Source organism: Xanthomonas arboricola pv. juglandis, from assembly GCF_905367715.1.
Taxonomy (GTDB): Bacteria; Pseudomonadota; Gammaproteobacteria; order Xanthomonadales; family Xanthomonadaceae; genus Xanthomonas; species Xanthomonas arboricola.
This window is the reverse complement of sequence record NZ_HG999362.1, coordinates 48,732-71,643: the sequence shown is the minus strand read 5'-3', so window position 1 is coordinate 71,643 and position 22,912 is coordinate 48,732. Positions and strand designations below refer to the sequence as shown.

Below are 22,912 nucleotides of genomic sequence, written 5' to 3'. Positions count from 1 at the left end.
TATAAACTGGATTTATGAATGCGCCGAGATAACGTCAACGACTTCCTGGCCTTCATCGCAGTCGCGCGCGAGCAGAGCTTTACAAGGGCGGCCGCCCAACTGGGGGTCTCGCAGTCGGCGCTGAGCTATACGGTTCGAACGCTCGAGGCGCGCCTGGGTCTCACCTTGCTCACGCGGACCACGCGCAGTGTGTCGGTCACCGAGGCCGGCGAACGCCTGCTCAACCGCATCGGCCCGCACTTTGACGAAATCGAAATCGAGATCGCCGCGCTCAGCAGCATGCGCGACAAGCCGGCGGGCACGGTGCGCATCACCACCGTCGAGCACGCTGCCGAAACCATTCTCTGGCCGCGGCTTGCGCCGATGCTGCGCGAATACCCCGACATCAACATCGAAATCATCAGCGAGTACGCGTTGAGAGACATCGTGGCCGACCGCTATGACGCAGGCGTGCGGCTGGGCGAGCAGGTCGACAAGGACATGATCTCGGTGCCGCTCAACCGCGATTTCCGCTTCGCCGTCGTCGGGGCGCCCGCCTACTTCACCAACAGAAAACGCCCCGTCAGCCCCAACGATCTAACGCAGCACAGCTGCCTGAGGCTGCGCCTGCCCACCCATGGGGGGACGTACGCGTGGGAGTTCTACAAGGGCGGGCGCGAATTGAAGGTGCGCATCGACGGCCGGGCCACTTTCAGTTCATTGCGGATGATGCACCAGGCAGCGCTGGACGGCCTGGGCCTGGCTTATCTCCCGGAAGACCAGGTGGCCGCCGACCTCGAAGACGGCGCACTGGTGCAGGTGCTTGGTGCCTGGTCGCCGCCACGGCCGGCATATCACCTGTATTACCCGAGCCGCCGACAGCACGCGCCGGCGTTTGCGCTGGTACTAGAAGCGCTTCGCTACCGCCGCCCCTGACATCGCTGCAGGCCGGCTCAACGCCGGCACTCGGCCAATACGGCCGACTAAGAAAACGGCCTTCTAGGCACATTCGAAATTAGCCATCTAGTCTCTTAATCGCCAACGGCCTATCGTCGTTCGGGCAAGTCTTCCCAGCGTATCGCCGCTCAAGACCCGAACCCGATCAGGCACGTGTGCAAGCACGGCCCATCACCGTGTCCATGGTCTTGGTATCTCGACAACGCGCGCAAGGGTCACCGTCCGTGTGCGCGTATCTGAGCAGGAATCCAGACCATGCAGTCTCCCAAACCCGGTAACCCGGGCCTTTCCAACTCGAACCCGATCCTGGCAAGCATGGGGGTTGGAACCGAACTGCCTGGAGCATTGGTAGCCCCGGTTGGCGTCTGCACCGGGCGCCGTTGTGGTGAGCGTGCGCCGATGCCGGATCACTTTCTCTGTGGACGTTTCGGTGTGCTCCAGCGCCATCGCCCTGTCGATCAGGCGAGCGGGCGCTTTGAGGACGTTGATCTTTCAAGAACTCGGACAAACAGCTTTCAACTCTTGCAAATGATGGAACCCCTGTAATGAATTCAACAGCGCTTCTCCAACCTTTCTCGCTTGGCAATGGCCTGACGCTGCGCAACCGCATCGCGATGGCTCCGATGACCACATGGGCTGGCAATGCCGACGGCACGGTGTCCGATGCAGAGGAGGCTTATTACCGGCGACGTGTCAGAGGCGTGGGACTGGTGATTACCGGTTGTACGCATGTGCAGAAAAACGGGATCGGATTCACCGACGAATTCGCCGCGTATGACGACCGCTTCATTCCCAGCCTGAGGCGGCTTGCAACCGCTGCCAAGAGCGGGGGTGCGCCGGCGATCCTTCAACTCTTCCACGCCGGCGTCAAGACCAGCCCGGAACTGGTCTCGGACATTGTTGCCGCAAGTGCGGTTGCCGGCGACGCTGGCCCCTATGCCCCGGCAGTCGTGCCGCGCGCGCTTGCCGATGAGGAAATCCAGGGCGTTGTGCGCGCCTTCGGCGAGGCAACCCGTCGTGCCATCGAGGCAGGCTTCGACGGTGTCGAGCTGCATGGCGCGCACGGGTTCCTGCTGCAGAACTTCCTGTCCCCACATTTCAATCGCCGGACCGATCGTTGGGGCGGCTCCCTCGATCACCGCATGCGCTTTCCTGTCGCGGTGGTGCAGGCCGTTCGTGACGCCATTGCACGCCATGCCAGCACACCGTTTGTGCTGGGCTATCGCATCACCGTCGACGAACCGCATGCGGACGGCCTACGCATTGCCGAATCGCTCGCGCTGGTCGATCGCCTGATCGATAGCGGTGTTGACTATCTGCATGTGTCGCTGGGGGATGCGCTTGAAGCGCGCCCGGTCGATGCACCCGACGGCCCAAGGATCATTGAAGTCCTGCGGGATCATCTGGCTGGCCGCGTGCCGCTCATTGCAGCCGGCCAGATCCGGACACCGGAACACGCCGAGGACGCGCTTGCTGCGGGAGTCGGTGTGGTCGCGGTCGGCCAGGGGCTGGTGATGAATCCGGACTGGGTCGACTTCGCGACGTGCGATGCACAGGGAGAGGTCGCATTCGATATCGCCGCGTCCGACGTTCAGCGTCTTGCCATTCCCGCCAAGCTTTGGGCGGTTATCGCGAGCACCACAGGGTGGTTCAACGTTCGAAAAGCCGCCTGAGTCCAGCGGAGATGTGGTGTTGGCCGGCCGGCAGTGGGAATACCGGCCACGGCCGCAAGCCCGATGCCCACGCGCGATCCATTAGCCCCACCTTCAAAAGGAAATGCGATGTCAGCAACCCTTCCCTTGACGCTCGACATCAATGGCCAGCACCACCAACTTCGCGTCGACGTGCGTACAACACTGCTCGACGCGCTGCGCGAACATGCCGGCCTGCCGGGAACGAAGAAGGGCTGCGACCACGGACAGTGCGGGGCCTGCACGGTGCATCTGGATGGCGAACGCGTCCTGAGCTGTCTCACCTTGGCGGTCCAGGCAGTGGGCCATCAGGTCACCACGGTCGAGGGCTTGCAGGGGCCCGATGGTGTGATGCACGCGGTCCAGAGTGCATTCGTCGAACACGATGCCTTCCAATGCGGTTACTGCACGCCTGGTCAGATCATGTCGGCCGTCGCCTGCATCCGCGAAGGTCACGCAAGTACTGACAGCGAGATTCGCGAGTACATGAGCGGCAATCTCTGTCGCTGTGGCGCCTATCCCCATATTGTCGCGGCCGTGCGCGATGCGGCCGGCCGCCTTGAGAAAGAGACCGTGCGATGAGGAGCTTCGACTACCTGCGTGCACAGGATGCCGCCATGGCGATTGCCGAAGGCAGCAAACCGGAGACGAAGTTCCTTGCCGGAGGAACCACCCTGCTCGATCTGATGAAACTCAACGTCGAGCGCCCTGCACGCCTGGTCGATCTCACCAGACTCCACGGCCTGGACACCATCGCGATCTCGGCCGATGTCATCCGTATCGGCGCGCTTGCCAAGATGAGCAGGGTTGCCGATCACCCCGACATCCAGCAGCTCGCTCCTGCGCTGTCCCAGAGCCTGTGGCGTGCTGCCTCTGCGCAATTGCGCAACATGGCATCCATTGGCGGCAACCTAATGCAGCGGACCCGTTGCACCTACTTCCGCGACCCCGGCGCCTATTCGAACTGCAACAAGCGCAACCCCGGCTCCGGATGCGCTGCGATGGACGGTATGAACCGGAATCATGCCGTGTTCGGAACCAGCGATGCCTGCATCGCCATCTATCCGGGCGATCTTGCGGTGTCGCTGGTGGCCTTCGATGCGGTGGTCCTTCTCCAGGGATCCACGCAACGGCGGATTCCGGTCGATGACTTCTTCCTGCTTCCAGGGCAGACGCCACATCTTGAGCACGCATTACGACCGGGCGAGATCATCGTCGGGATTGAAATCCCGCGCTCATCCGCACTGAAGCGCTCGCATTATCTCAAGGTCCGTGATCGCGCGTCCTACGAGTTCGCTGCAGCCAGCGCCGCGGTCGGTCTAGAAATGGAAGCCGACACCACCACCATTCGGCAGGCGCGCATCGCCGTAGGTGGTGTCGCAACCAAGCCCTGGCGATTGCACCAGGTCGAAGCATTGCTCAACGGCGCCGTGCTCGATGAGAAAACGCTGCGCACTGCAGCCGCAGCATCGGTCGACGACGCGAAGGCGAGCGGACACAACGCGTTCAAGATTGCTCTGACGCCCAGCGTGGTGGCACGCGCTCTGATGCAGGTAGGAGGCATCGCATGACCCGCAAGACCGAACTGGAACTTGACCGCCGCACCTTCATCAAACTGGGCGTGGGTGCAGTGACGGTTGCCGCCACCGGCGTTGGCCTGGCCGGTGAGGAAGCCGCCGCAAGTGTGCCTGCCGACACCCAATCGCCATTGGGTGCGCGCCTGTCGCGCGCGGAAGGCCCGTTGAAAGTCACGGGCAATGCCCGCTACGCAATCGAACAGACGCTGCCGAACATGGCCTACGGCGTCACCGTGCAATCCACCCGTCCCGCCGGGCGTGTGGTCGGTATCGACACATCGGCTGCCCTGGCCTTGCCCGGGGTGATCGATGTCTACACCCCGCAGCATCCCTTGAAGCTCAACAAGCCAACGGTCTACAGCAAGGGCGGCGGCGCGACCGAGGAATTTACGCCACTACAGGACGATGTGATCCGATTCAACGGCATGCATCTCGCGCTCGTGGTCGCCGACACCTTCGAGCAGGCAACCGAAGCGGCCAGCCTGCTCAAGATCGATTACGAAGATGCCGCGCCCATTCTGGACCTCAACGATCCCAAGGCGACAGCGCAGGTTGTCGATGCGATGGGGGCGACGTGGGGCGATGCAGCGGCAGCGCTGGCCAGCGCCGAGGTCAAGGTCGATGTCATGTACACAACCGCTCGCGAATACAACGTGCCGTTGGAGCCGCATGCCTGTATCGCCTCGTGGCAGGACGGCCAGATCACCGTCTGGGAACCCAGCCAATGGGTGGGAGGCGCGCGACGCGTGGTGTCGGAATGGCTGGGCATCGATATCGAAAAGGTGCGGGTCATCTCGCCTTACGTGGGCGGCGGGTTCGGCTCCAAGATCGGCGCGCATCCGCATGTGGGCCTGGCATGCGCGGCTTCGCGGCAGCTGGGTAGGCCCGTCAAGGTCTCGCTGACCCGACCACAGACCTTTACCGGCCTGGGCGGGCGCCCTGCAACGCGGCAGACGCTCTCCATCGGTGCATCGAAGGATGGACGAATCAGCGCGATCGTCCACGAGAGCTGGAACGAGACGGCGATCGACGAGGTGCATGTCGAGGCCTGCAACAACGTCACCAAGATCATGTATGCCACACCGAACTTTTCGTCCCGGCTGAGCGTGGTTCCGGTGCACACCGTCGTGCCCGGATGGAAGCGCGGCCCCGGCGAGAATCCGAGCGCCTACGCGCTGGAGAGCGCCATGGACGAGCTGGCCTATGCGCTGGACATGGACCCGATCACCTTGCGCCTGGCCAATTGGGCCGACATGGATCCCAGCAGCAAGTTGCCGTGGACGACACGGCAGCTGCGCCAAGCCTATGCGACTGGCGCAGAAGCCATCGGCTGGTGGAAGCGCAACCCGCAACCGCGCTCGATGCGCGAGGGTCGCGAGCTGATCGGCTATGGCATGGCGGCAGGCGCCTATCCGATGATCCGCACCGCCAGTGAAGCCAGGCTGGTGTTTCACGACAGCGGAAAGATCGAGGTGCTCAGCGCCGGTACCGATATCGGAACCGGCACCTACACCATCCTTGCGCAAACCGCTGCGGCGGCCCTGGGCGTGCCTGTCGCAAATGTCGTGGTTCGCCTGGGCGATACCGTGCTGCCCCGCTCCGCGCTTGCCGGTGGCTCGCAGCAAGCCAACAACCTGGCCGGCGCAGTCGACCGTGCAGCGCGAAATGCGCGTGCGCTCCTGCTGGCGCTTGCAGTGACCGACCCGCGCTCGCCGCTGGCGGGCTCCAGACCTGCCGAACTCGTCTACAAGGACGGCTACATCCGGCCCGCGCGGCGCCGTCGTGGCGGTATCGCCATTGCCGACCTGCTCAAGGCGGTCGGAAAGAGCAGCCTGGCGGTCGAAGGCAATACGTTCGCCGCAGATGCCACCGAGCAAATGAAGAACGAGGCCGATCGCAGTTTCGCGCAACTGAAAACCGCGCTGGAAGGCGGCGTCTCGGCGCACAGCTGGTGTGCGCAGTTTGTCGAGGTCCGCGTCGACGAGGACTTCGGCACGATCCGCGTCAAACGCATGGTCTCGGCATTCGATAGCGGGCGCATCTTCAATCCGAAACTGGCCGAGAGCCAGTGGATCGGCGGCATGATCATGGGGCTTGGGCAGACGCTTCTCGAGGAAGGCCACATCGATCAGCGCGACGGTCGCACCGTCAATGCGAACTTTGCCGACTATGCGGTGCCCGTCAATGCCGACGTGCCTGACATTGAGGTCATCTCCGTGGGCATTCCCGACCTGCAGGCAAGCGCGCTTGGCGGCAAGGGCGTGGGTGAGATCGGTGTTGTCGGCGTCGCACCGGCGATCGGCAATGCCGTCTTTCATGCCACCGGCAAACGCATCCGCAGCCTGCCGATCACGCTGGACAAGCTCGCCGCACGATGAGCACGCACGATGCACGCGTCAGGCGTTGGCGACCGAGGTGAGGGATGGCTGGGAACCTTTCGATCAACAGCGGCCTCTCGGCCGCTGTGCCGATGCCCTGTGATTGGCGCAGGTGCAGCGAGCGCAGCGCTGGCGCGCAAGCAGTGGTGCTTGCCGCAGCGCGCGCCAGCAGCGTTGACGGCGTGCCCACCGCGCTCGCCGTCGTGCTCGACACCGAAGGGTCGGTGTATGCCAGGCAAGGCACGCTGGCACTGTTCGGGTCGGGTCGGCATGTGGGATGGCTCAGCGGCGGTTGTTTGGAACCTGCCCTGCTTGCGTGTGGCGAGCAGGCAATTGCAACCAACACATTGCAGCTGCTTGAGATCGATAACCTGGAGGACAGCGCCCTGTTCTCCGCTGGCGCGACAGGGTGTCGGGGCCGCCAACTGGTCGCGCTGTTTCCAGTCAGCGCCGTCCCTTGCCTGGACGCCGCCGTCGACACCTGGTCTGCAGGCGGCGCGCCACTTGAGGTGACCGTCATGGCCTCAGGCGAAATCCGCCTCGGCTGTGCGGCGCACATCAGCCAATGCGTGCTTGCGGCCGTGTTGCCGGAGCATGTGCAACCGTCCCGCTGCTGGAACATTCGCATTGCGCCACCGCCGCGCGTGTTGGTGCTGGGGGCCGGCCCCGAAGCGACCTACCTTTCGGCGATGTTGCAAGACCTGGGCTGGCAGGCCAGGTACAGGGAGCCGCGCGCGACGTGGCGTCACCGCAGCGGCGCAGGGGCACTCGACACATCGGTGTCCGTCCCGGCGCTGTTGGCTGATTTTTCGCCGGATGCGGTGCTGTTGATGCACCACAATTTCGAGCTCGATCTCGAATCGCTACAGGCCTTGGCAGCCTCGCCTTGCGCCTTCGTGGGGCTGCTTGGCCCTGCCCGCCGGCGCGAGGATCTGCTCAGGTTCGTCAAACCTGAGCTGCGCGCAAGGCTGCTACCGACATTGCGATCTCCGGTGGGACTGCGCTTAGGCAGTTCCGGGCCAGCCGGAATTGCACTGAGCGTCTGCGCGGAGTTGGAACAATGGAGGTCTGGACGTTCTCAGTTGCGGTGATCGCCTTGCGTCGCGCTTGATATTGCGCTCGGCGATGCGGCCGGCACCAGATCCACGATCTGCTCCGTCGCCGCATCAACCGCCGCCCGCGTATACAGCAACGGGAAATAGCTGCCTTGCAGCCACATCGGTGCGAGGTTGCGGTAATGCGGGCTGGCCGGGTCGCCGGATTGGCCTGGGTAGTTCATCGCGCGCGAGTTATCCCAGTTGCCGAGGTCGATGATCAGCCGTGCGGATGGGCCGATGGTCTGGCGGAAATCCTTGGGGTCGTAGCTGGACTGATTCGGCGTGTACGGGCTGCCGCCCTTGGCGAACGGGCCGACATCCAGCAGCGCACGATCGCTGCCGACCGCCGCGCTCATCGCATGCGAGACCTTGTTGACGTGCAGCTTGCCCCACTGCCATTGCGCAGGATCCGGCCCCTGCAGCTCGACCAGCGCTTGGTACGCGCTGCGTAGCGAGTCCAACAGCAGCTGATCGCGGCGTGCGGCCGGTGCGGGGCCGAAGGCGGCGCCTGGATGTTCAAGCGCATCCATCAACACCGCTGCATCGGGCATGCCGAAGGTGGCCGCCTCGGAGGGGCGCAGCACCAGCGCCTTGTAGGCCTCGCCGAGATAACGGCTGAACCACAGCTCCTCCAGCGCAGCGGCGGCGGAGGTGGCGCTCACCGTGCCGTCCCAGGGCTTGAGCAAGCCGAGTGCCGCAGTGGTGGCCTCGTCGTGCGCCTGCAGCGGGGCGATCAAGGCGACCAGGCGCTGCGCCAGCAGCGATACCTGGTCGTTCTGCAGTCTTTCCGAATCCTGCAGGCTCAGCGTCGGCAGCTGCGACAGCACCTGCGTGATGCGCGCATGCCGCGCGTCGTTGGCCCATTCGAAGCCGATCTTGCGCTGCGCATACGGATAACCAGCCGGCAGGTTCATCTCGTTGGACGTGGTGATGAAGCCTGCCGCCGGATTCTTCGCCGAAGGCAGGACATCGGCGTTCCAGAAGCCATCCCACTCGTAGCGGCCGTCGCCGGGCACCGGCAGCAGGCCGTCCGAGCGTGGACGGCGCGGCGTCATGCCGGCAGTGGCCCAACCGATGTTGCCCTTGATGTCTGCGTAGACCTGATTCACCGAGGGCGCGCCCCAATGTGCGAGTGCGTCCTTGAATTGCTTGAACGAGGTACTGCGCAAATAGCGCAGCGAGCCGAGATACGGCGCGGCGCCGGGTTGGCTCCACACCGAGCGGATCGCGTAGGCGATGTGCTTGTCTGCATCGATGTAGATCACCGGCCCGTGGCGGGTGAATTGCAGCTGCGCGTCGACTGCTGCGCCATCGCGCACCGCGATGGCGGCGTGTTCGGTGTGCAGCGGCTCCCACTTGCCGTTGTACCAATAGGACGCGTTGTCGGCCGGGTTCAGGCGATAGACGTACAGGTCTTCCTGATCGATGTTGAAGATGGTCAGCCCGAACGCGCTGGTCTGGTTGTGGCCGATTGCAACCCCGGGTGCAGTCGGCTCGCCGGCACCGATAACGTCCAGGCCCGGGCTGTTGAGGTGCACGAAGTAGCGCAGGCTGGGAACGCTGTAGGCACGGTGCGGGTCGTCGGCCAATACCGCGTGACCGGTGGCGGATTTTTGCGGTGCGATGACCCAGTTGTTGCTGCCTTCGGCGAAGGCTTCCTCGCCCGGCCGCAATGGCGGTGTCTGCGCCTCTGCCACGTGCGTGTCGGCGCTGAGCCTGGGGCTTTGTGTTGCCAGCTCGTAGACCTTCAAGACATCTTCGGGCAGACAAGGATCCAGTCCGTCAGGCACCATGGTTTTCCAGGCCGGTTGCAATTTTTGGCGCACGGCATCTACAGCAAGCGAGGCCTTGCACGCGACCTTGGCACGCGCCACTTCGCTTTTGACGTTACGGCTCAGGCCGGTGGTGCGGATACGCAGCACGTCTTCCGGCGCCCATTTTTCCGGGCGATACGAGAACGTACGGAATTCATACGGCAGCGCGTGCGGATGTGCGCCCAACCAATCGATGTAGGCGTTGATGCCGGCGACAAACCGCGTCACGTCGCGCTGCGCGTCGGGCCCGTAACTGCTCCACTCCTCGGCCATGCTACCGCGATACAGAAACAACCGCGCGGCACGATCCTGCTGCACATACGCAGGTCCGAATGCCGCCGATAGGTGGCCAAGCCCTTTGCGGCGCAGCAGATCCAGCTGAAACAGGCGGTCGCGTGCCACGTTGAAGCCCTGCACGAAAAATGCATCGTTGTCGGTTTTGGCATAGAGATGCGCCACGCCCCAGCGATCCACACGGATCTGCGCGGGCTGCTCCAATCCCGCAACTGTCAGCGTGGCGTGCGTCGGCGGGGCCGCCGCTGCGTTGTTGAGCATCAGCTGGCACAGCGCAAGACACCATAGCGCTGTCTTGCCGATCAAGATCGTGCTTTTTGCGATCTTGCGTGTCGCAATCATGCTCATCCAGATCATGCGTGGCGCACCTTGCGGGTAAAAAGAGTGGTACTCAGCGGCATGTCAGTTATCCCATAAACAGGCGCGCAGGGTGCGGCATGGGGTGCGTGGTGCATCGGGTCGCCGGAGAACCAGCGGCGCGAGAAACGAATCGTGTCTGCACTACTGGCCGCGCATCGTCTGGCGGCGATCTGCACCATCCGCGTACGGCCCCTTGCAGCTGCGTCGATGGAGGCGCGCGTGCAGTCGTCGGTTTGCCGGATCGGCGCGCGTGGCGCATGAGCGTTTGTCGCCAGGCCAACGATTGCAACGCCTCGACGTAGTGCCTTCACATGCCTGCCAGACCAAGCGCGCATGATCGTGGTTCTAGCGGCTCTTATGCTGCACAGGTCATGTCTCGATGCCGCCACAGCGGAAGGCTTCTGCGTTTTCTCTCTGGTGGCAGTCGATTACCCAGCCAGCAGCAACCCTGCAGCATCCGTCGGTGCGCGATGCCGTGCCTGAAGGCGCGGCCCTGCTTGGCGACGAGCAGATGGAGGCGCTGGGGCACAGCCTGGCGCAGGCGCATGTGCTCTATACCGGGCCAACCCGCGAGCTGCTGCTGTCGCAACTCAAATTCAACGAGCGCTCGCTCGGCACGGCCGCAGCGCGACTGGCCGAAATGTCTGCCGATGGCTTGCGCCTGCATCCGGCCGGCGAGTGGTTATTGGACAACTATTATCTGGTGGAAGAGCAGATGCGCCTGGCGCGTCAGCATCTTCCGCCCGGGTATAGCCGACAATTACCGCGTCTGCGCACGCCAACGTCGGTGGGCCTGCCGCGCGTCTACGAGCTGGGCTTGCAGGTGGTGGCGCATGGCGACGGGCGCGTGGATGCGATCACGCTGAGCCGTTTCATCGCGGCCTACCAACAGGTGGCGCCGCTCAAGCTCGGCGAGCTGTGGGCGATTCCGATCATGTTGCGGCTGGCGCTGATCGACAATCTGCGCCGCATTGCCGAGGACATCATGCACGACGGGCGCGACACCCGCCTGGCCGCGCATTGGGCCGCGTTGCTCAACGCCACGGCGGCGGCGCAACCCAAGGACGTGGTGGTGGTGGTGGCCGATCTGGCGCGCTCACAGCCACCGGCCACCGGTGCGTTCGTGGCCGAGCTGACGCGCGGCATCCAGGGCCGCGGCCCGGTGTTGTCGATGGCCAGCGCCTGGGTGGAGCAATGGCTGGCAAGCGAGGGCCACAGCGTGGAAGGCCTGGTGCACGCCGAAAGCCAACGCCAGGCGGCCGAGCAGGTGGCGATCAGCAACAGCATCGGCAGCCTGCGGTTTCTGGACGACATGGATTGGCGCGATTTCGTCGAGGCCATGAGCGTGGTCGAGCAGACCTTGCGCAAGGATCCGGCCGACGTGTATGCGCGCATGGATTTCCACACCCGCGATACCTACCGGCATGTGGTGGAACAGCTGGCGCAGCGCCTGGAGCGCGACGAGCCGGCCGTGGCCGAGGCAGTGCTGCAGTTGGCGGCGCACGCAGATGCCGCGATGCCGGTGGCCGGCCACGTGGGCTATTACCTGGTGGATGCGGGATTGCCGCGGCTGCGTGCCGCGCTTCGCGACTCAGCAGCGGCAGATACGCCGCCCCCACCGCGCCCACGCGCGCGACGCGTGGCGCTGCCGGTGTATCTGCTTCCGATCGCCGTGATCGCCGTGCTGTGGAGCGGCGTGCTGCTGCAGGGCGTGAGCGCACTGCCGCCAGCGCTGTGGTGGATCACCGCTGGCATCGCGCTGCTGGCCGCCAGCGAGCTGGGCATTGCCCTGGTCAACTGGGTGGCAACGCTATGGGTGCGCCCGCATCCGTTGCCGCGCATGGACCTGCGTGCCGGCATCACGCCCGATTGCCGCACGCTGGTGGTAATGCCGAGCATGCTGGCCAGTCACGAGGCCATCGACGAGCTGATCGGCGCCTTGGAGGTGCATTACCTGGCCAACCGCGACGAACAGTTGTACTTCGCGCTGCTCACCGATTTTCTCGATGCCGCGCAAGCGCTGTTGCCTGGCGACATGGCATTGGTGGCGCATGCGGCGCAGCATATCGACCGGCTCAACGCGGCCTATGCCGATGCCCACGGCGATCGCTTCTTCCTGCTGCATCGCGCACGCCAGTGGAACGCGGGCGAAGGCTGCTGGATGGGCGCAGAGCGCAAGCGCGGCAAGCTGGAAGCGCTCAACCGCCTGCTCTGCGCCGACGACGCGCGGCTGCAGGCAGCCCACGAATTCCTGCAGGTGCAAGGCGATGTCGCCACGCTGGTGCAGGTGCGTTATGTGATCACGCTCGACAGCGACACCCACCTGCCGCGCGATGCGGCACGCGCGCTGGTCGGGGCAATGTCGCATCCGTTGAATGTGCCGCGCATGGATGCAGCCGGGCAGATCGTCGAGGCCGGTTACGGCATTCTGCAGCCGGGCCTGGGCACCGGCATGAGCGAGGGCGGCGAGTCGCGCTTTGCGCGCATGTTCGGCATCGAGCCGGGCATCGACCCGTACACGCGTGTGGTCTCGGACGTGTATCAGGATCTGTTCGGCGAAGGCTCCTTCATCGGCAAGGGCATCTATGCCGTGGCCACCTTCGAGCAGGTGCTGGCCGGCCGCTTCCCCGATAACCGCGTGCTCAGCCATGACCTGCTGGAAGGCTGCTATGTGCGCGCCGGTTTGCTCAGCGACGTGCGTCTGTACGAGCGCCACCCGCAACGCTATGCCACCGATGCCAAGCGCCGCGCGCGCTGGGTGCGTGGCGACTGGCAGTTGCTGCCGTGGTTGCTGCCGTGGGTGCCCGACCGAGGTGGCCGGCGCGCGCGCAATCCCTTGTCGTGGTTGTCGCGCGGCAAGCTGCTGGACAACCTGCGCCGCAGCCTGGTGGCCCCGGCCGCGCTGAGTCTGTTGCTGATCGGCTGGTTGTGTTCGCCCACGCCATTGCGCTGGACGCTGTGGCTGCTGGTGCTATGGCTGCTGCCGGGGCTGTGTTCGGCGCTGTATGCGCTGGCGCATCCGCCCGAGGGCCTGGGGCTGCGTCATCACGCGCGCCAGGTCGGTGTGGGGCTGCGTCAGCATCTGCTGCGCACCGGCGTGGTGCTGGCCTGCCTGCCGTTCGAAGCGGGGATGCAGCTGGCCGCCATCGCCCGCACGCTGGTGCGGATGTCGATCACCCGGCGCCATCTGCTGCAGTGGGCGCCATCCAGCGAAGTGGAACGCAGCGCGCGCAGCGGCAATGCCGAGCGACAGCTGATGGCCGGCGCCGCGTGCAGCGCGGCATTGGCGATCGCCGCGGTGGCGTGGTGGGCGCCGTTGGCGCTGTGGGCGGCATTGCCACTGGGGCTGGCGTGGATGGCCGCGCCCTGGCTGATGGCCTGGCTGGGCGAACAACCCGCCGCACCGGTGGCGCAGTTGTCGCAGGAACAACGCGCTTTCCTCGGTGGATTGTCGCGGCGCACCTGGGCGTTCTTCGAGAGCCATTGCACCGCGCAGCACCACTGGTTGCCGCCGGACAATGTGCAGGAGTATCCGGTCACGGTGGTGGCCAACCGTACCTCGCCGACCAATATCGGGCTGGGCCTGCTGGCCAATCTGGCCGCCTACGATCTGGGCTATCTGACGGTGGCCGGCGTCATGACCCGCGTGGCCGATACCTTGACCACGCTGGAAACGCTGCCGCGTTATCGCGGCCACTTCTACAACTGGTACGACACCGAAACGCTGGTGCCGTTGTTGCCGCGCTACGTCTCCACCGTGGACAGCGGCAACCTGGTCGGGCATCTGCTGACGCTGCGGCAAGGCCTGCTGGCACTGGTGGATGCACCGGCAGTATCGATGGCGGTGTTCGATGGGCTGGCCGACACTCTGGGCGTGCTGGCATCGCAAGCGCAGACACGCAGCGACGACGCCGCCAATGCGCTGGACGCAATGTCGCAGAGCCTGCAGAGCATCCGCAGCCAGCCCGCGCCGAGCCTGCACCAGGCCGGCCAAGCGCTACGCCTGCTGCAGGCGCAGAGCCACACGATCCTGGCGCTGATGCCGGACAGCGACGACGACGAGCCGTGGCCGCAACGCTTGATCGACAGCTGCGAGGCGGCCCTGGCCGAAGTGGGCCATTGCGCAACCACGCTTGCCGGTACCGATGCGCACGCGACGCCGCCCCCTGGCGCCACAATCGCCACGCTGCGGCAACTCGCCGTCAGCGACCACGCACCCGGCGTGCAGACCTGGGCCACCGGACGCGTGCAGGAGCTGCAACGGCTTGCGCATATCGCCGGGCAGCTGGCGCAGCTGGACTACGACTTCCTCTACAACCCCGCCCAGCAGTTGCTCTCGATCGGCTACAACGTCGACGACCAGCGCCTGGATAGCGGCCATTACGATCTGCTCGCCTCCGAGGCCCGCCTGGGCATCTTCGTGGCGATCGCCCAGGGCAAGTTGCCGCAGGAGAGCTGGTTCGCACTCGGCCGCACGCTCACCGACACCGGCGCCGAGCCCACGCTGCTGTCGTGGAGCGGCTCGATGTTCGAGTACCTGATGCCCGATCTGGTCATGCCCAGCTACCCGCAGACCTTGCTGAGCCGTTCGATGCGCGGTGCCGTGCAGGCGCAGATCCGCTATGGCACCGCACGCGATGTGCCGTGGGGCGTGTCCGAATCGGGCTACAACACCGTCGATACGCGGCGCAATTATCAGTACCGCGCATTCGGTGTGCCCGGGCTCGGGCTCAAGCGCGGCCTGGGCCAGGATCTGGTGATCGCCCCCTACGCCAGCGCGATGGCGCTGATGGTCGAGCCGGATGCGGCCTGCCGCAATCTGCAGCAGCTGCAGGCGCTGGGATTTGGCGGGCGTTTCGGCTTGTACGAGGCGATCGACTACACTCCCTCGCGCGTGCCGCGTGGCGAACAGCATGCGCTGGTGCGCTCGTTCATGTCGCATCACCAGGGCATGGCGCTGCTGGCGCTGGACCACGTACTGCGCGATGCACCGATGCAGAAGCGCTTTGTCGCCGACCCGCAATTCCAGGCCACGCTGTTGCTGTTGCAGGAGCGTGCACCGCGCGCTGGCGTGTATGTCAAAGGCCTGGCCGACGCCGCCGAGCGCCCGGTGGCCACCGAAGCCGGCATGGCCTTGCGCATCCATCGCGACCCCAATCTGCCGCAGCCGGCGCTGCAATTGCTCTCCAATGGGCGTTACCACGGCATGCTGACCTCGGCCGGTGGCGGTTACAGCCGCGCGCGCGACATGGCGGTGACGCGTTGGCGCGAAGACGGCACCCGCGATCACTGGGGCACGTTCTGCTATCTGCGCGATGTGGACAGCGGCGCGGTGTGGTCGGCCGCGCATCAGCCGACCTGCGTACCGGTGGAGCGGTACGAGGCGATCTTTTCCGATGCCAAGGCCGAGTTCAAAGGCAGCCACCAGCGTTACGACAGCCATCTGGAAATCGCCATTTCCGCCGAAGACGATGTGGAGCTGCGCCGCTTGCGCATCCGCAACCGCTCGCGGCAGACGCGGGTGATCGAAATCACCACCTACGCCGAAGTGGTGCTGGCACCGGCGCAGGCCGACGAGGCGCATCCGGCTTTCAGCAACCTGTTCGTGCAGACCGAGATCCTGGCCGACAAACAGGCGCTGCTGTGCACGCGCCGCCCGCGCGGGCATGACGAAGCGCAGCCGTGGATGCTGCATCTGGTGGCGGTGCACGATGCCGATGTGGCGTCGATCTCCTACGAGACCGATCGCGCTGCATTTGTCGGGCGCGGGCGCAGCACGCGCAATCCGGTGGCCGTGCACGCGCACGCCAGCCTGTCCGGCGCGGCCGGCTCGGTGCTGGACCCGATCGTGGCGATCCGCTGCCGCATTTCGCTGGCGCCGGATCAACAGGCGCAGGTGGACATGGTCTACGGCGTCGGCACCCAACGCGAGGCCTGCACCGCCTTGATCGACAAGTACCGCGACCGCCGTCTGGCCGACCGCGTGTTCGATCTGGCGCTGACCCAGAGCCAGGTCATCCGCCGGCAGATCAACGCCTCGCTGGAAGACGCGATGCTCTACGAACGGCTGGCCGCACGCGTGCTGTTCGTCGACCCGCAACTGCGCGCCGACAGCGAGGTGTTGCTGCACAACCATCGCGGCCAGTCGGCGCTGTGGAGTCACGCCATCTCCGGCGATCTGCCGATCGTGCTATTGCGCATCACCGACCCGGACAATCTGGAGCTGGTGCGCCAGCTGGTGCAGGCGCACGCGTACTGGCGCCTGAAAGGCCTGCGCGCGGATCTGGTGATCTGGAACGAAAGCCAGGCAGGCTATCGGCAGCAATTGCAGGACGCGATTGTGGGCCTGATCGCCGCCGACCCCGAAGCCAATGTGCTCGACCGCCCCGGCGGCATCTTCGTGCGCGCCATCGAACACATCTCGCAGGAAGACCGCGTGCTGCTGCAGACCGTGGCGCGCGCGATCCTCAGCGATGCCAACGGCACCCTGGACGCGCAATTGCAGCGCCACCCCAGCGCGCGTGCGCATCCGCCGTTGCTGGAGCCCATCCAGCAACTGGACAGCGCCGATTATCTCAGCAGCACCCACGCCGCCTACCTGGACCGAACCCTGCAGGCCGCCGCCGAAGAACCGGTGCTGTTCGACAACGGCCTGGGCGCCTTCGCCGCCGACGGCCGCGAATACCGCATCACCCTGGACGAAGGCACCGCCACACCGGCGCCGTGGTGCAACGTGATGGCCAACGCGCAGTTCGGCAGCGTGGTCAGCGACAGCAGCCCCGGCTACAGCTGGGCCGAAAACGCGCACGAATTCCGCCTCACGCCGTGGCACAACGACCCGGTCGGCGATGCCTCCAGCGAAGCGTTCTACCTGCGCGACGAAGACACCGGCCAGGTGTGGTCGCCGATGGCGCTGCCATGCCGCGGCAGTGGCCGCTACACGGTGCGCCACGGCTTCGGTTACAGCGTCTACAGCCATATCGAACACGGCATCGGCAGCGAGCTGTGGGTGTTCGTGGATGTGGAGCGCCCGATCAAGTTCAGCCATCTGCGGTTGAAGAATCTGTCGGGGCGCCCACGCCGGCTCAGCGTGACCGGGTACGTGGAATGGGTGCTGGGCGATATCCGCGCCCGCTCGCAGCTGCATGTGGTCAGCGAGGTGGATCTGGGCAGCAGCGTGCTGACCGCGCGCAACCCGTACAACACCGAGTTCGACGGGCGCGTGGCGTTCTTCGATGCCGATGCACCCAGCCGCAGCATCACTGCCGACCGCAGCGAATTCATCGGGCGCAATGGCAGCCTGGCAGCACCGGCCGCGCTCACGCGGCAGCGTTTGTCCGGGCGCGTGGGTGCCGGCCTGGACCCGTGCGCGGCGATCCAGATCCCGGTCACGCTGGCGGCCGAACAGAGCTTCGAAACGGTATTCCGCCTGGGCGCGGCGGTGGATCGCGACACCGCACTGACACTGGCACGCCAGAGCCGTGGCGTGGCCGCCGCGCACACCGCCTTGCTGGCGGTGCGCGCGCATTGGCAGCAGGTTCTGGGCAGCGTGCAGGTGACCACGCCCGATCCGGCGGTGGATCTGCTGGCCAACGGCTGGCTGCTCTACCAGACCATCGCCTGCCGGTTCCTGGCACGCAGCGGCTATTACCAGTCCGGTGGCGCGTACGGCTTCCGGGACCAGTTGCAGGACAGCATGGCGATGGTGCACGCGCAGCCGGCGCTCAGCCGCGCGCATCTGCTGCGCTGCGCCGCGCATCAGTTCGTACAGGGCGATGTGCAGCATTGGTGGCACCCGCCACAGGACCGCGGCGTGCGCACGCAGTGCTCGGACGATTTTCTGTGGTTGCCGCAGGCGCTATGCCGCTATCTGGATGTCACCAACGACGCCAGTGTGCTGGACGAGCGCGTGAGCTTTATCGACGGGCGCGCCCTCAAGCCCGACGAGGAATCGTATTACGACCTGCCGCAGATCACCGCCAACATGCAGTCGCTGTACGCGCACGGCGTGCTCGCCCTGCAACGCGGCATGGCACGGCTGGGCGAACGCGGCCTGCCGTTGATCGGCAGCGGCGACTGGAACGACGGCATGAACCGGGTCGGCAAGGACGGCAAGGGCGAGAGCGTGTGGCTGGGGTTCTTCCTCTACGACACGCTGCTAAGGTTCGCAGACGTGGCCGTGCAGCGCGACGATGCGACATTCGCAGCGACCTGCCGTGCGCACGCCCACGCCTTGCGCACTGCGCTGGAACAGCATGCCTGGGATGGGCGCTGGTACCGGCGGGCCTGGTTCGACGACGGCACGCCGCTGGGCTCGAGCGACTCGGACGAATGCCGTATCGATTCGCTGTCGCAAAGTTGGGCGGTGCTGTCCGGTGCGATGGACCCGGCGCGCGGTGCACAGGCGATGGAAGCGATGCGTCAGCAACTGGTGGATGCCGAGACCGGCATCGTCAAGCTGCTGGTACCGCCGTTCGACCGTACCGAACACGACCCCGGCTATATCCGCGGCTATGTGCCCGGCGTACGCGAAAACGGCGGTCAATACACGCATGCGGCGGTGTGGGCGACGATGGCCTTCGCGCATCTGGGCGACAGCGCGAGGGCCTGGCAACTGGCCGGCATGATCAACCCGATCCACCACGCCCGCGACGCGGCGGGCGTGCAGCGCTACAAGGCCGAACCCTATGTGCTGGCGGCCGATGTCTACGCAGTGGCGCCGCACGCCGGCCGCAGCGGCTGGAGCTGGTACACCGGCGCAGCCGGCTGGATGTACCGCTTGCTGACCGAATCGCTGCTCGGCCTGCAACGCCATGGCGAGCGCCTGCACCTCGTGCCGTGCATCCCGGCCAGCTGGCCCCAGTACCAGCTGCGCTATCGCTTCGGCGCCAGCACCTACGTCATCGACGTCACCCAGCGCCCCGGTGTCGAGCCACGGCTGGAAATCGACGGCATAGCGCAAGCCGAGCTTGCTTTCACTCTGGTCGACGACGGTGCGGTCCACGCTGTCGCCCTGGACTGGCCGGGAGACGCGACATGAGCACACGCATACGCACCCACACCAATCACCAGCTTTCCGATCTGGGCAGAATGTTGTCGGTATGGCCGCAGCGGGTGCGCGACCCCAGCCAGTTCTGGCCGCAATTCGATGCCTTGGCCAAAGGCATTCTCGACGAGGCCGCCGAGGCGGATCTGCAACGCGTGCAACGTCGCTTGCGGCAGCTGTTGCACCGTCACGGACTGACGCGAAGGAGTTGAGTCGTAGAGGCGTTTGGATTCAGTCAAACGCTGAGTTAATCGAGCGCGCGGTGCCCTCACCGCTCGCGGGACACGCCGTAAACCCGTCCCTGGGGGCTCGGTGGCGGTATCCATGCTGCCACACGGTCCCGCAATCGGCGAGGACACCGCACCAGAGATTTTGCTGGTTGCTTTGAGAAGAGCTACGCACACCGACCATCTCGACGGGTCCTTGCCCGCCCACCGTCGCGGGACCTTACGCGGCATGGATGCCGCGTAGAGCTTACAAGGACGTAATTGCAGCGTGTCCCGCGATGGTGGGCGGGCAAGGGGCCTGCAGCCAAGCCCCAAATCATCCGCTCTACATCCGCTCTATCCGCACAACCCAAAGACACAAGACAACCAATATTTGGACTCGTCGCGTCGCTTGGATGCGAAAAAAAGCCGAGCTCCTCGAGGGCATGACGCGCTGTGCCGCCGGTCCACCTTTATCCGCCACATGCAGTGCTGCGCGCTGCTGTGATCGACGACGCGCAGTCGCCACGCTTAGACTCCGCATTTACACGCGTCCAGGCCGCTGGTGATCGATCTCAATGACATTGCGCTGTACGTGCAGGTCGTGCGCAGCGGCAGCTTTGCCGAAGCCGCACGCCGGCTGGGCACTGCGCCCAACAGCGTGAGCCGGCGCGTGCAGCAGTTGGAAGCGCAACTGGACACGCGCCTGATGCAACGCTCCACTCGCAAACTCACCCTGACCGACGCCGGCCAGGCCTTTTACGAACGTTGCGCCGATGCGGTGGATGGGCTGACCTCGGCTGGGCAGAGCCTGGTGGCCGGTGGCGACGAAGCCGCCGGTCTGGTGCGGGTGGCGGCGCCGGCAGATTTCCTGGATTTTTTCCGGGTCGAATGGGTGGGCGAATTTCTCGCCGCGCATCCGCGCGTACGGCTGGAATTCGTACTCAGCGATGCCAAGGCCGATCTGATCGCCGAGCGTATCGATGTGGCCTTCCGGGGCGGTGTGGTGACGGACCTGGGCTATGTCGGCCGCCAGATCCTGGCCGACACCAACGATGTCCTGGTGGCCAGCCCTGGCTACCTGCAGGCGCGCGGCAGGCCGTTGCGGCTTGACGAATTGCCGCACCACGACTGCATCAGTTTTCCGCATCCCAGCGGATATGCCACCTGGACACTGGTCGGCCCGTCCGGGCTTGCCGAAGATGTCCAGGTGCAGGCGCGCATGGCCGCCACCACCGCGCGCGCGCTGCGGCTAGCGGCGGTGGCCGGGCTCGGCATCGCGTTGTTGCCGCAGGCACTCACGTGGCCGGATATCAACGAAGGTCGCCTGACCGTGGTGCTGCCGGATTTTCAACGCAAGGGCCAGAGCCTGTACGCGCTCTACCCGAGCCGACACCATCTGCCGCGTGCGGTCTCGGCGTTCATCCAGGCCGTGACGACACGATTGAATGCGCCTGAATGCAACGAGGTGATTGGCTTGGCAAATAGCGCCGCGCTGCGCGGCGTGCGGTGATTGCGTAATGCCAAGGCAGGCGGTTGCAACGCCCCCATCGATGCAGCATCAGCGCCGACATCCTTTGAAGCGCTGTTGGCGCCCCGCCACGCGGGCAACGCACTGCATCGAGCGGCACGCTGTCCGCTTGATGCAGTGTCACCACGGTTGAAAGATCAGCGCCGGGCATTGGGTGGCTTGATCGCCGCCGCAGGCGATGCCGGCGGACAAGCGTCACGCGCTACCCCGCTCAGGCAGCAAGCCCATCGATCTGCTGCTGGGCGCTGGCGATACCCGCCTGGCGTGCGTCTGCGCCGGTAGCCAGACCTTCGGCAACGATCACTTCCGGGTTGTGCACACCGATGAACCCCAGCGCCGTGCGCATATAGGTCTCGGCATGCTCCAGCGATGCCATCGGCGAGCCGGCGCCATAGAAGCCGCCACGCGCCACCAGCAGAATCACGCGCTTGTTGCCGGCCAGCCCTTCGGGCACGCCCTGCGCGTTGTAGCGGAAGGTCTTGCCGCCCACCAGCACCCGATCGATCCAGGCCTTGAGCTGGGTCGGGATGGTGAAGTTGTACAGCGCCACGCCGATCACCACGGTGTCCGCATCCAAAAACTCCTGCAGCACCGTCGCACTGATGGCCAGCTCGGCGGCCAGTGCCGGGCTCTGGTCGCCGGTGGGGTTCTGCTGCGCCGCCAGATGCGCGCCGGACAGGTGCGCCAGCGGCTCGGCAGCCAGGTCGCGGTAGGTCACGGCGATATCGCTGTTGCCGGACTGCAATTTTGCAACGGTGGCCGCCGAGAGCTGACGGCTGACCGAATAAGCGCCGAGGATGCTGGAATCGAGATGGAGCAGTTTCATGTCAGTGCCTTTGTAAAAAAGTATGGGGTGTGAGAGTTCGGCGGCGCGTGGCGCAAGCGCACCCGCAGCGACGTGGTGGAACTGGTGGTTGAAGATGAGGAGCCGGTAAGGCGTGCTGGTTGGAAGGCGTACTGCGCCCGGAAGTCTCTGTCGCGCGCTGGTATGCCGGGCAATCCGCGTGCTGTGTGCCGGCCACGCGGCAGCCATGCCTCGGCTGCCGGTGGCGCCCGACTCAGGCCAGGCGGCCCCGCGCACGCAGCTGTTCGCCGATGCGGCGGATTTCCGCCTCGCCCTGCGCCAGTGCGGCCTTGCTGGTATGCACCGAGTAGTGGCCCATCACCAGTTCGTGTGGATGCTTGACCGCCGAGCCCAGCACGAAGGAGGTCGCACCCACCGCCAGCACCTCGATGGCCTGCTCGGCGTCCTGGAACACCGCCATCTGCCCGCTGCCGATGGTGTCGGCCGCTTCCAGCTGCCCGCCGTGCACCGCGATCCAGGCCACCTCATGGCCGGCCGGCGGCACATAGCGCCAGGTCTCACCGTCACGTAGCTGCACGCTCAGGTAGGTCATGTCGGACGGTGCCGGGATTTTGCTTTCCAGTGCGCCGTAGCGACCCAGCAGCACGCGCACCGGGCCGTCCACCGGCACATCGTCGGGCGACAGATACAGGCTCTGCGCCGTGGCGTTTTCCAAGGCGGCGGGCAAGGCGACCCACAGCTGGAAGCCCTTTGCCGAGGATTGGCCGACCGGCACGCCGTCGTGCCAGACGCCATTGCCGGCGCGCATCCATTCCACCCCGCCGGTGGGCAAGGTGCCCTGCTGGCCGGTGCTGTCTTCGTAACCGACTTCGCCGTCCATCAGGTAGGTCAGCGTGGCGATGCCCGAATGCGGGTGCATCCCCATCGGCGCACCGCCGATCGACGGCTTGACGGTGAACAGGTCCAGGAACACGAACGGCTTGACCAGCTGGCCCAGGTCGCCCGGGCTCATCAGCCGGGTGATCGGGCCGCGGGTGGTGCCACCGGTACGGAACACCACCGGGCGTGGCGCGGCCTGCACGCTGCTCTCGCGCTGCGGCCCAGCGGTGTAGGCGGTGGCCAGTTGTGCGTACATGACAGATCCCTTTGCGGTGGCGGTGGGGCGCGCTGCCCCGGT

The 22,912-nt window shown here is 65.7% G+C and carries 12 protein-coding genes; 9 read left to right on the top strand and 3 right to left on the bottom strand.

The window, feature by feature from the left end; all coding sequences use genetic code 11:
- Window positions 1-18: 18 nt before the first annotated feature.
- The 6 genes from KHN93_RS00260 to KHN93_RS00235 all read left to right on the top strand — a co-directional run bounded on the left by KHN93_RS00260 (window position 19) and on the right by KHN93_RS00235 (window position 7,673).
- Window positions 19-915, top strand: coding sequence for a LysR family transcriptional regulator (locus tag KHN93_RS00260; protein WP_104561539.1), 897 nt, complete (start codon window positions 19-21; stop codon window positions 913-915).
- A 566-nt stretch (window positions 916-1,481) separates the two neighbouring features.
- A complete protein-coding gene (locus KHN93_RS00255; RefSeq protein WP_211921430.1) occupies window positions 1,482-2,609 on the top strand; it encodes an NADH-dependent flavin oxidoreductase in 1,128 nt (375 codons plus the stop codon).
- Window positions 2,610-2,672: 63 nt separating this feature from the next.
- A complete protein-coding gene (locus KHN93_RS00250; RefSeq protein WP_211921428.1) occupies window positions 2,673-3,209 on the top strand; it encodes a (2Fe-2S)-binding protein in 537 nt (178 codons plus the stop codon).
- Window positions 3,206-4,198, top strand: coding sequence for an FAD binding domain-containing protein (locus KHN93_RS00245; RefSeq protein WP_211921426.1), 993 nt, complete (start codon window positions 3,206-3,208; stop codon window positions 4,196-4,198). Before KHN93_RS00250 ends, KHN93_RS00245 begins: the two co-directional genes overlap by 4 nt.
- Window positions 4,195-6,582 carry a xanthine dehydrogenase family protein molybdopterin-binding subunit gene (locus KHN93_RS00240; RefSeq protein ID WP_211921424.1) on the top strand — a complete coding sequence of 796 codons (2,388 nt, stop codon included), beginning with the start codon at window positions 4,195-4,197 and terminating at the stop codon, window positions 6,580-6,582. The genes KHN93_RS00245 and KHN93_RS00240 overlap by 4 nt, the downstream gene beginning before the upstream one ends.
- A 44-nt stretch (window positions 6,583-6,626) precedes the next feature.
- Entirely contained in the window at window positions 6,627-7,673 is a 1,047-nt protein-coding gene (locus KHN93_RS00235) for an XdhC family protein (RefSeq protein WP_166769325.1), read from the top strand.
- Here KHN93_RS00235 and KHN93_RS00230 read toward each other — a convergent pair.
- Window positions 7,661-10,129 (bottom strand): penicillin acylase family protein, encoded by a 2,469-nt coding sequence (locus KHN93_RS00230; protein WP_211921422.1) that lies wholly within the window; start codon window positions 10,127-10,129, stop codon window positions 7,661-7,663. The two genes, KHN93_RS00235 and KHN93_RS00230, sit on opposite strands and share 13 nt — an antisense overlap.
- 397 nt (window positions 10,130-10,526) lie before the next feature.
- Here KHN93_RS00230 and KHN93_RS00225 point away from each other — a divergent pair, with 397 nt between their 5' ends.
- From KHN93_RS00225 to KHN93_RS00215, 3 genes are all read left to right on the top strand, one after another.
- The gene (locus KHN93_RS00225; RefSeq protein WP_425600163.1) at window positions 10,527-19,187 is read left to right on the top strand and encodes a glycoside hydrolase family 94 protein; all 8,661 of its coding nucleotides are present in this window, start codon (window positions 10,527-10,529) and stop codon (window positions 19,185-19,187) included.
- Entirely contained in the window at window positions 19,184-19,405 is a 222-nt protein-coding gene (locus KHN93_RS00220) for a hypothetical protein (RefSeq protein WP_039518066.1), read from the top strand. The genes KHN93_RS00225 and KHN93_RS00220 overlap by 4 nt, the downstream gene beginning before the upstream one ends.
- A 559-nt stretch (window positions 19,406-19,964) precedes the next feature.
- Window positions 19,965-20,912 (top strand): LysR family transcriptional regulator, encoded by a 948-nt coding sequence (locus tag KHN93_RS00215; RefSeq protein ID WP_039529446.1) that lies wholly within the window; start codon window positions 19,965-19,967, stop codon window positions 20,910-20,912.
- A 229-nt stretch (window positions 20,913-21,141) separates the two neighbouring features.
- On the opposite strand, the gene KHN93_RS00210 is transcribed toward KHN93_RS00215, so the two are convergent.
- Both KHN93_RS00210 and KHN93_RS00205 read right to left on the bottom strand, forming a co-directional pair.
- Complete coding sequence (locus KHN93_RS00210) at window positions 21,142-21,756, bottom strand: FMN-dependent NADH-azoreductase (RefSeq protein ID WP_211921420.1); 615 nt, start codon at window positions 21,754-21,756, stop codon at window positions 21,142-21,144.
- Window positions 21,757-21,988: 232 nt separating this feature from the next.
- The gene (locus KHN93_RS00205) at window positions 21,989-22,870 is read right to left on the bottom strand and encodes a pirin family protein (RefSeq protein WP_211921418.1); all 882 of its coding nucleotides are present in this window, start codon (window positions 22,868-22,870) and stop codon (window positions 21,989-21,991) included.
- Window positions 22,871-22,912: the final 42 nt, after the last annotated feature.

Coding starts and splice junctions, on each gene's coding strand:
- KHN93_RS00260 (WP_104561539.1), top strand. CDS start 19: ATGCGCCGAGATAACGTCAACGACTTCCTGGCCTTCATCGCAGTCGCG.
- KHN93_RS00255 (WP_211921430.1), top strand. CDS start 1,482: ATGAATTCAACAGCGCTTCTCCAACCTTTCTCGCTTGGCAATGGCCTG.
- KHN93_RS00250 (WP_211921428.1), top strand. CDS start 2,673: ATGCCCACGCGCGATCCATTAGCCCCACCTTCAAAAGGAAATGCGATG.
- KHN93_RS00245 (WP_211921426.1), top strand. CDS start 3,206: ATGAGGAGCTTCGACTACCTGCGTGCACAGGATGCCGCCATGGCGATT.
- KHN93_RS00240 (WP_211921424.1), top strand. CDS start 4,195: ATGACCCGCAAGACCGAACTGGAACTTGACCGCCGCACCTTCATCAAA.
- KHN93_RS00235 (WP_166769325.1), top strand. CDS start 6,627: ATGGCTGGGAACCTTTCGATCAACAGCGGCCTCTCGGCCGCTGTGCCG.
- KHN93_RS00230 (WP_211921422.1), bottom strand. CDS start 10,129: ATGATTGCGACACGCAAGATCGCAAAAAGCACGATCTTGATCGGCAAG.
- KHN93_RS00225 (WP_425600163.1), top strand. CDS start 10,527: ATGCCGCCACAGCGGAAGGCTTCTGCGTTTTCTCTCTGGTGGCAGTCG.
- KHN93_RS00220 (WP_039518066.1), top strand. CDS start 19,184: ATGAGCACACGCATACGCACCCACACCAATCACCAGCTTTCCGATCTG.
- KHN93_RS00210 (WP_211921420.1), bottom strand. CDS start 21,756: ATGAAACTGCTCCATCTCGATTCCAGCATCCTCGGCGCTTATTCGGTC.
- KHN93_RS00205 (WP_211921418.1), bottom strand. CDS start 22,870: ATGTACGCACAACTGGCCACCGCCTACACCGCTGGGCCGCAGCGCGAG.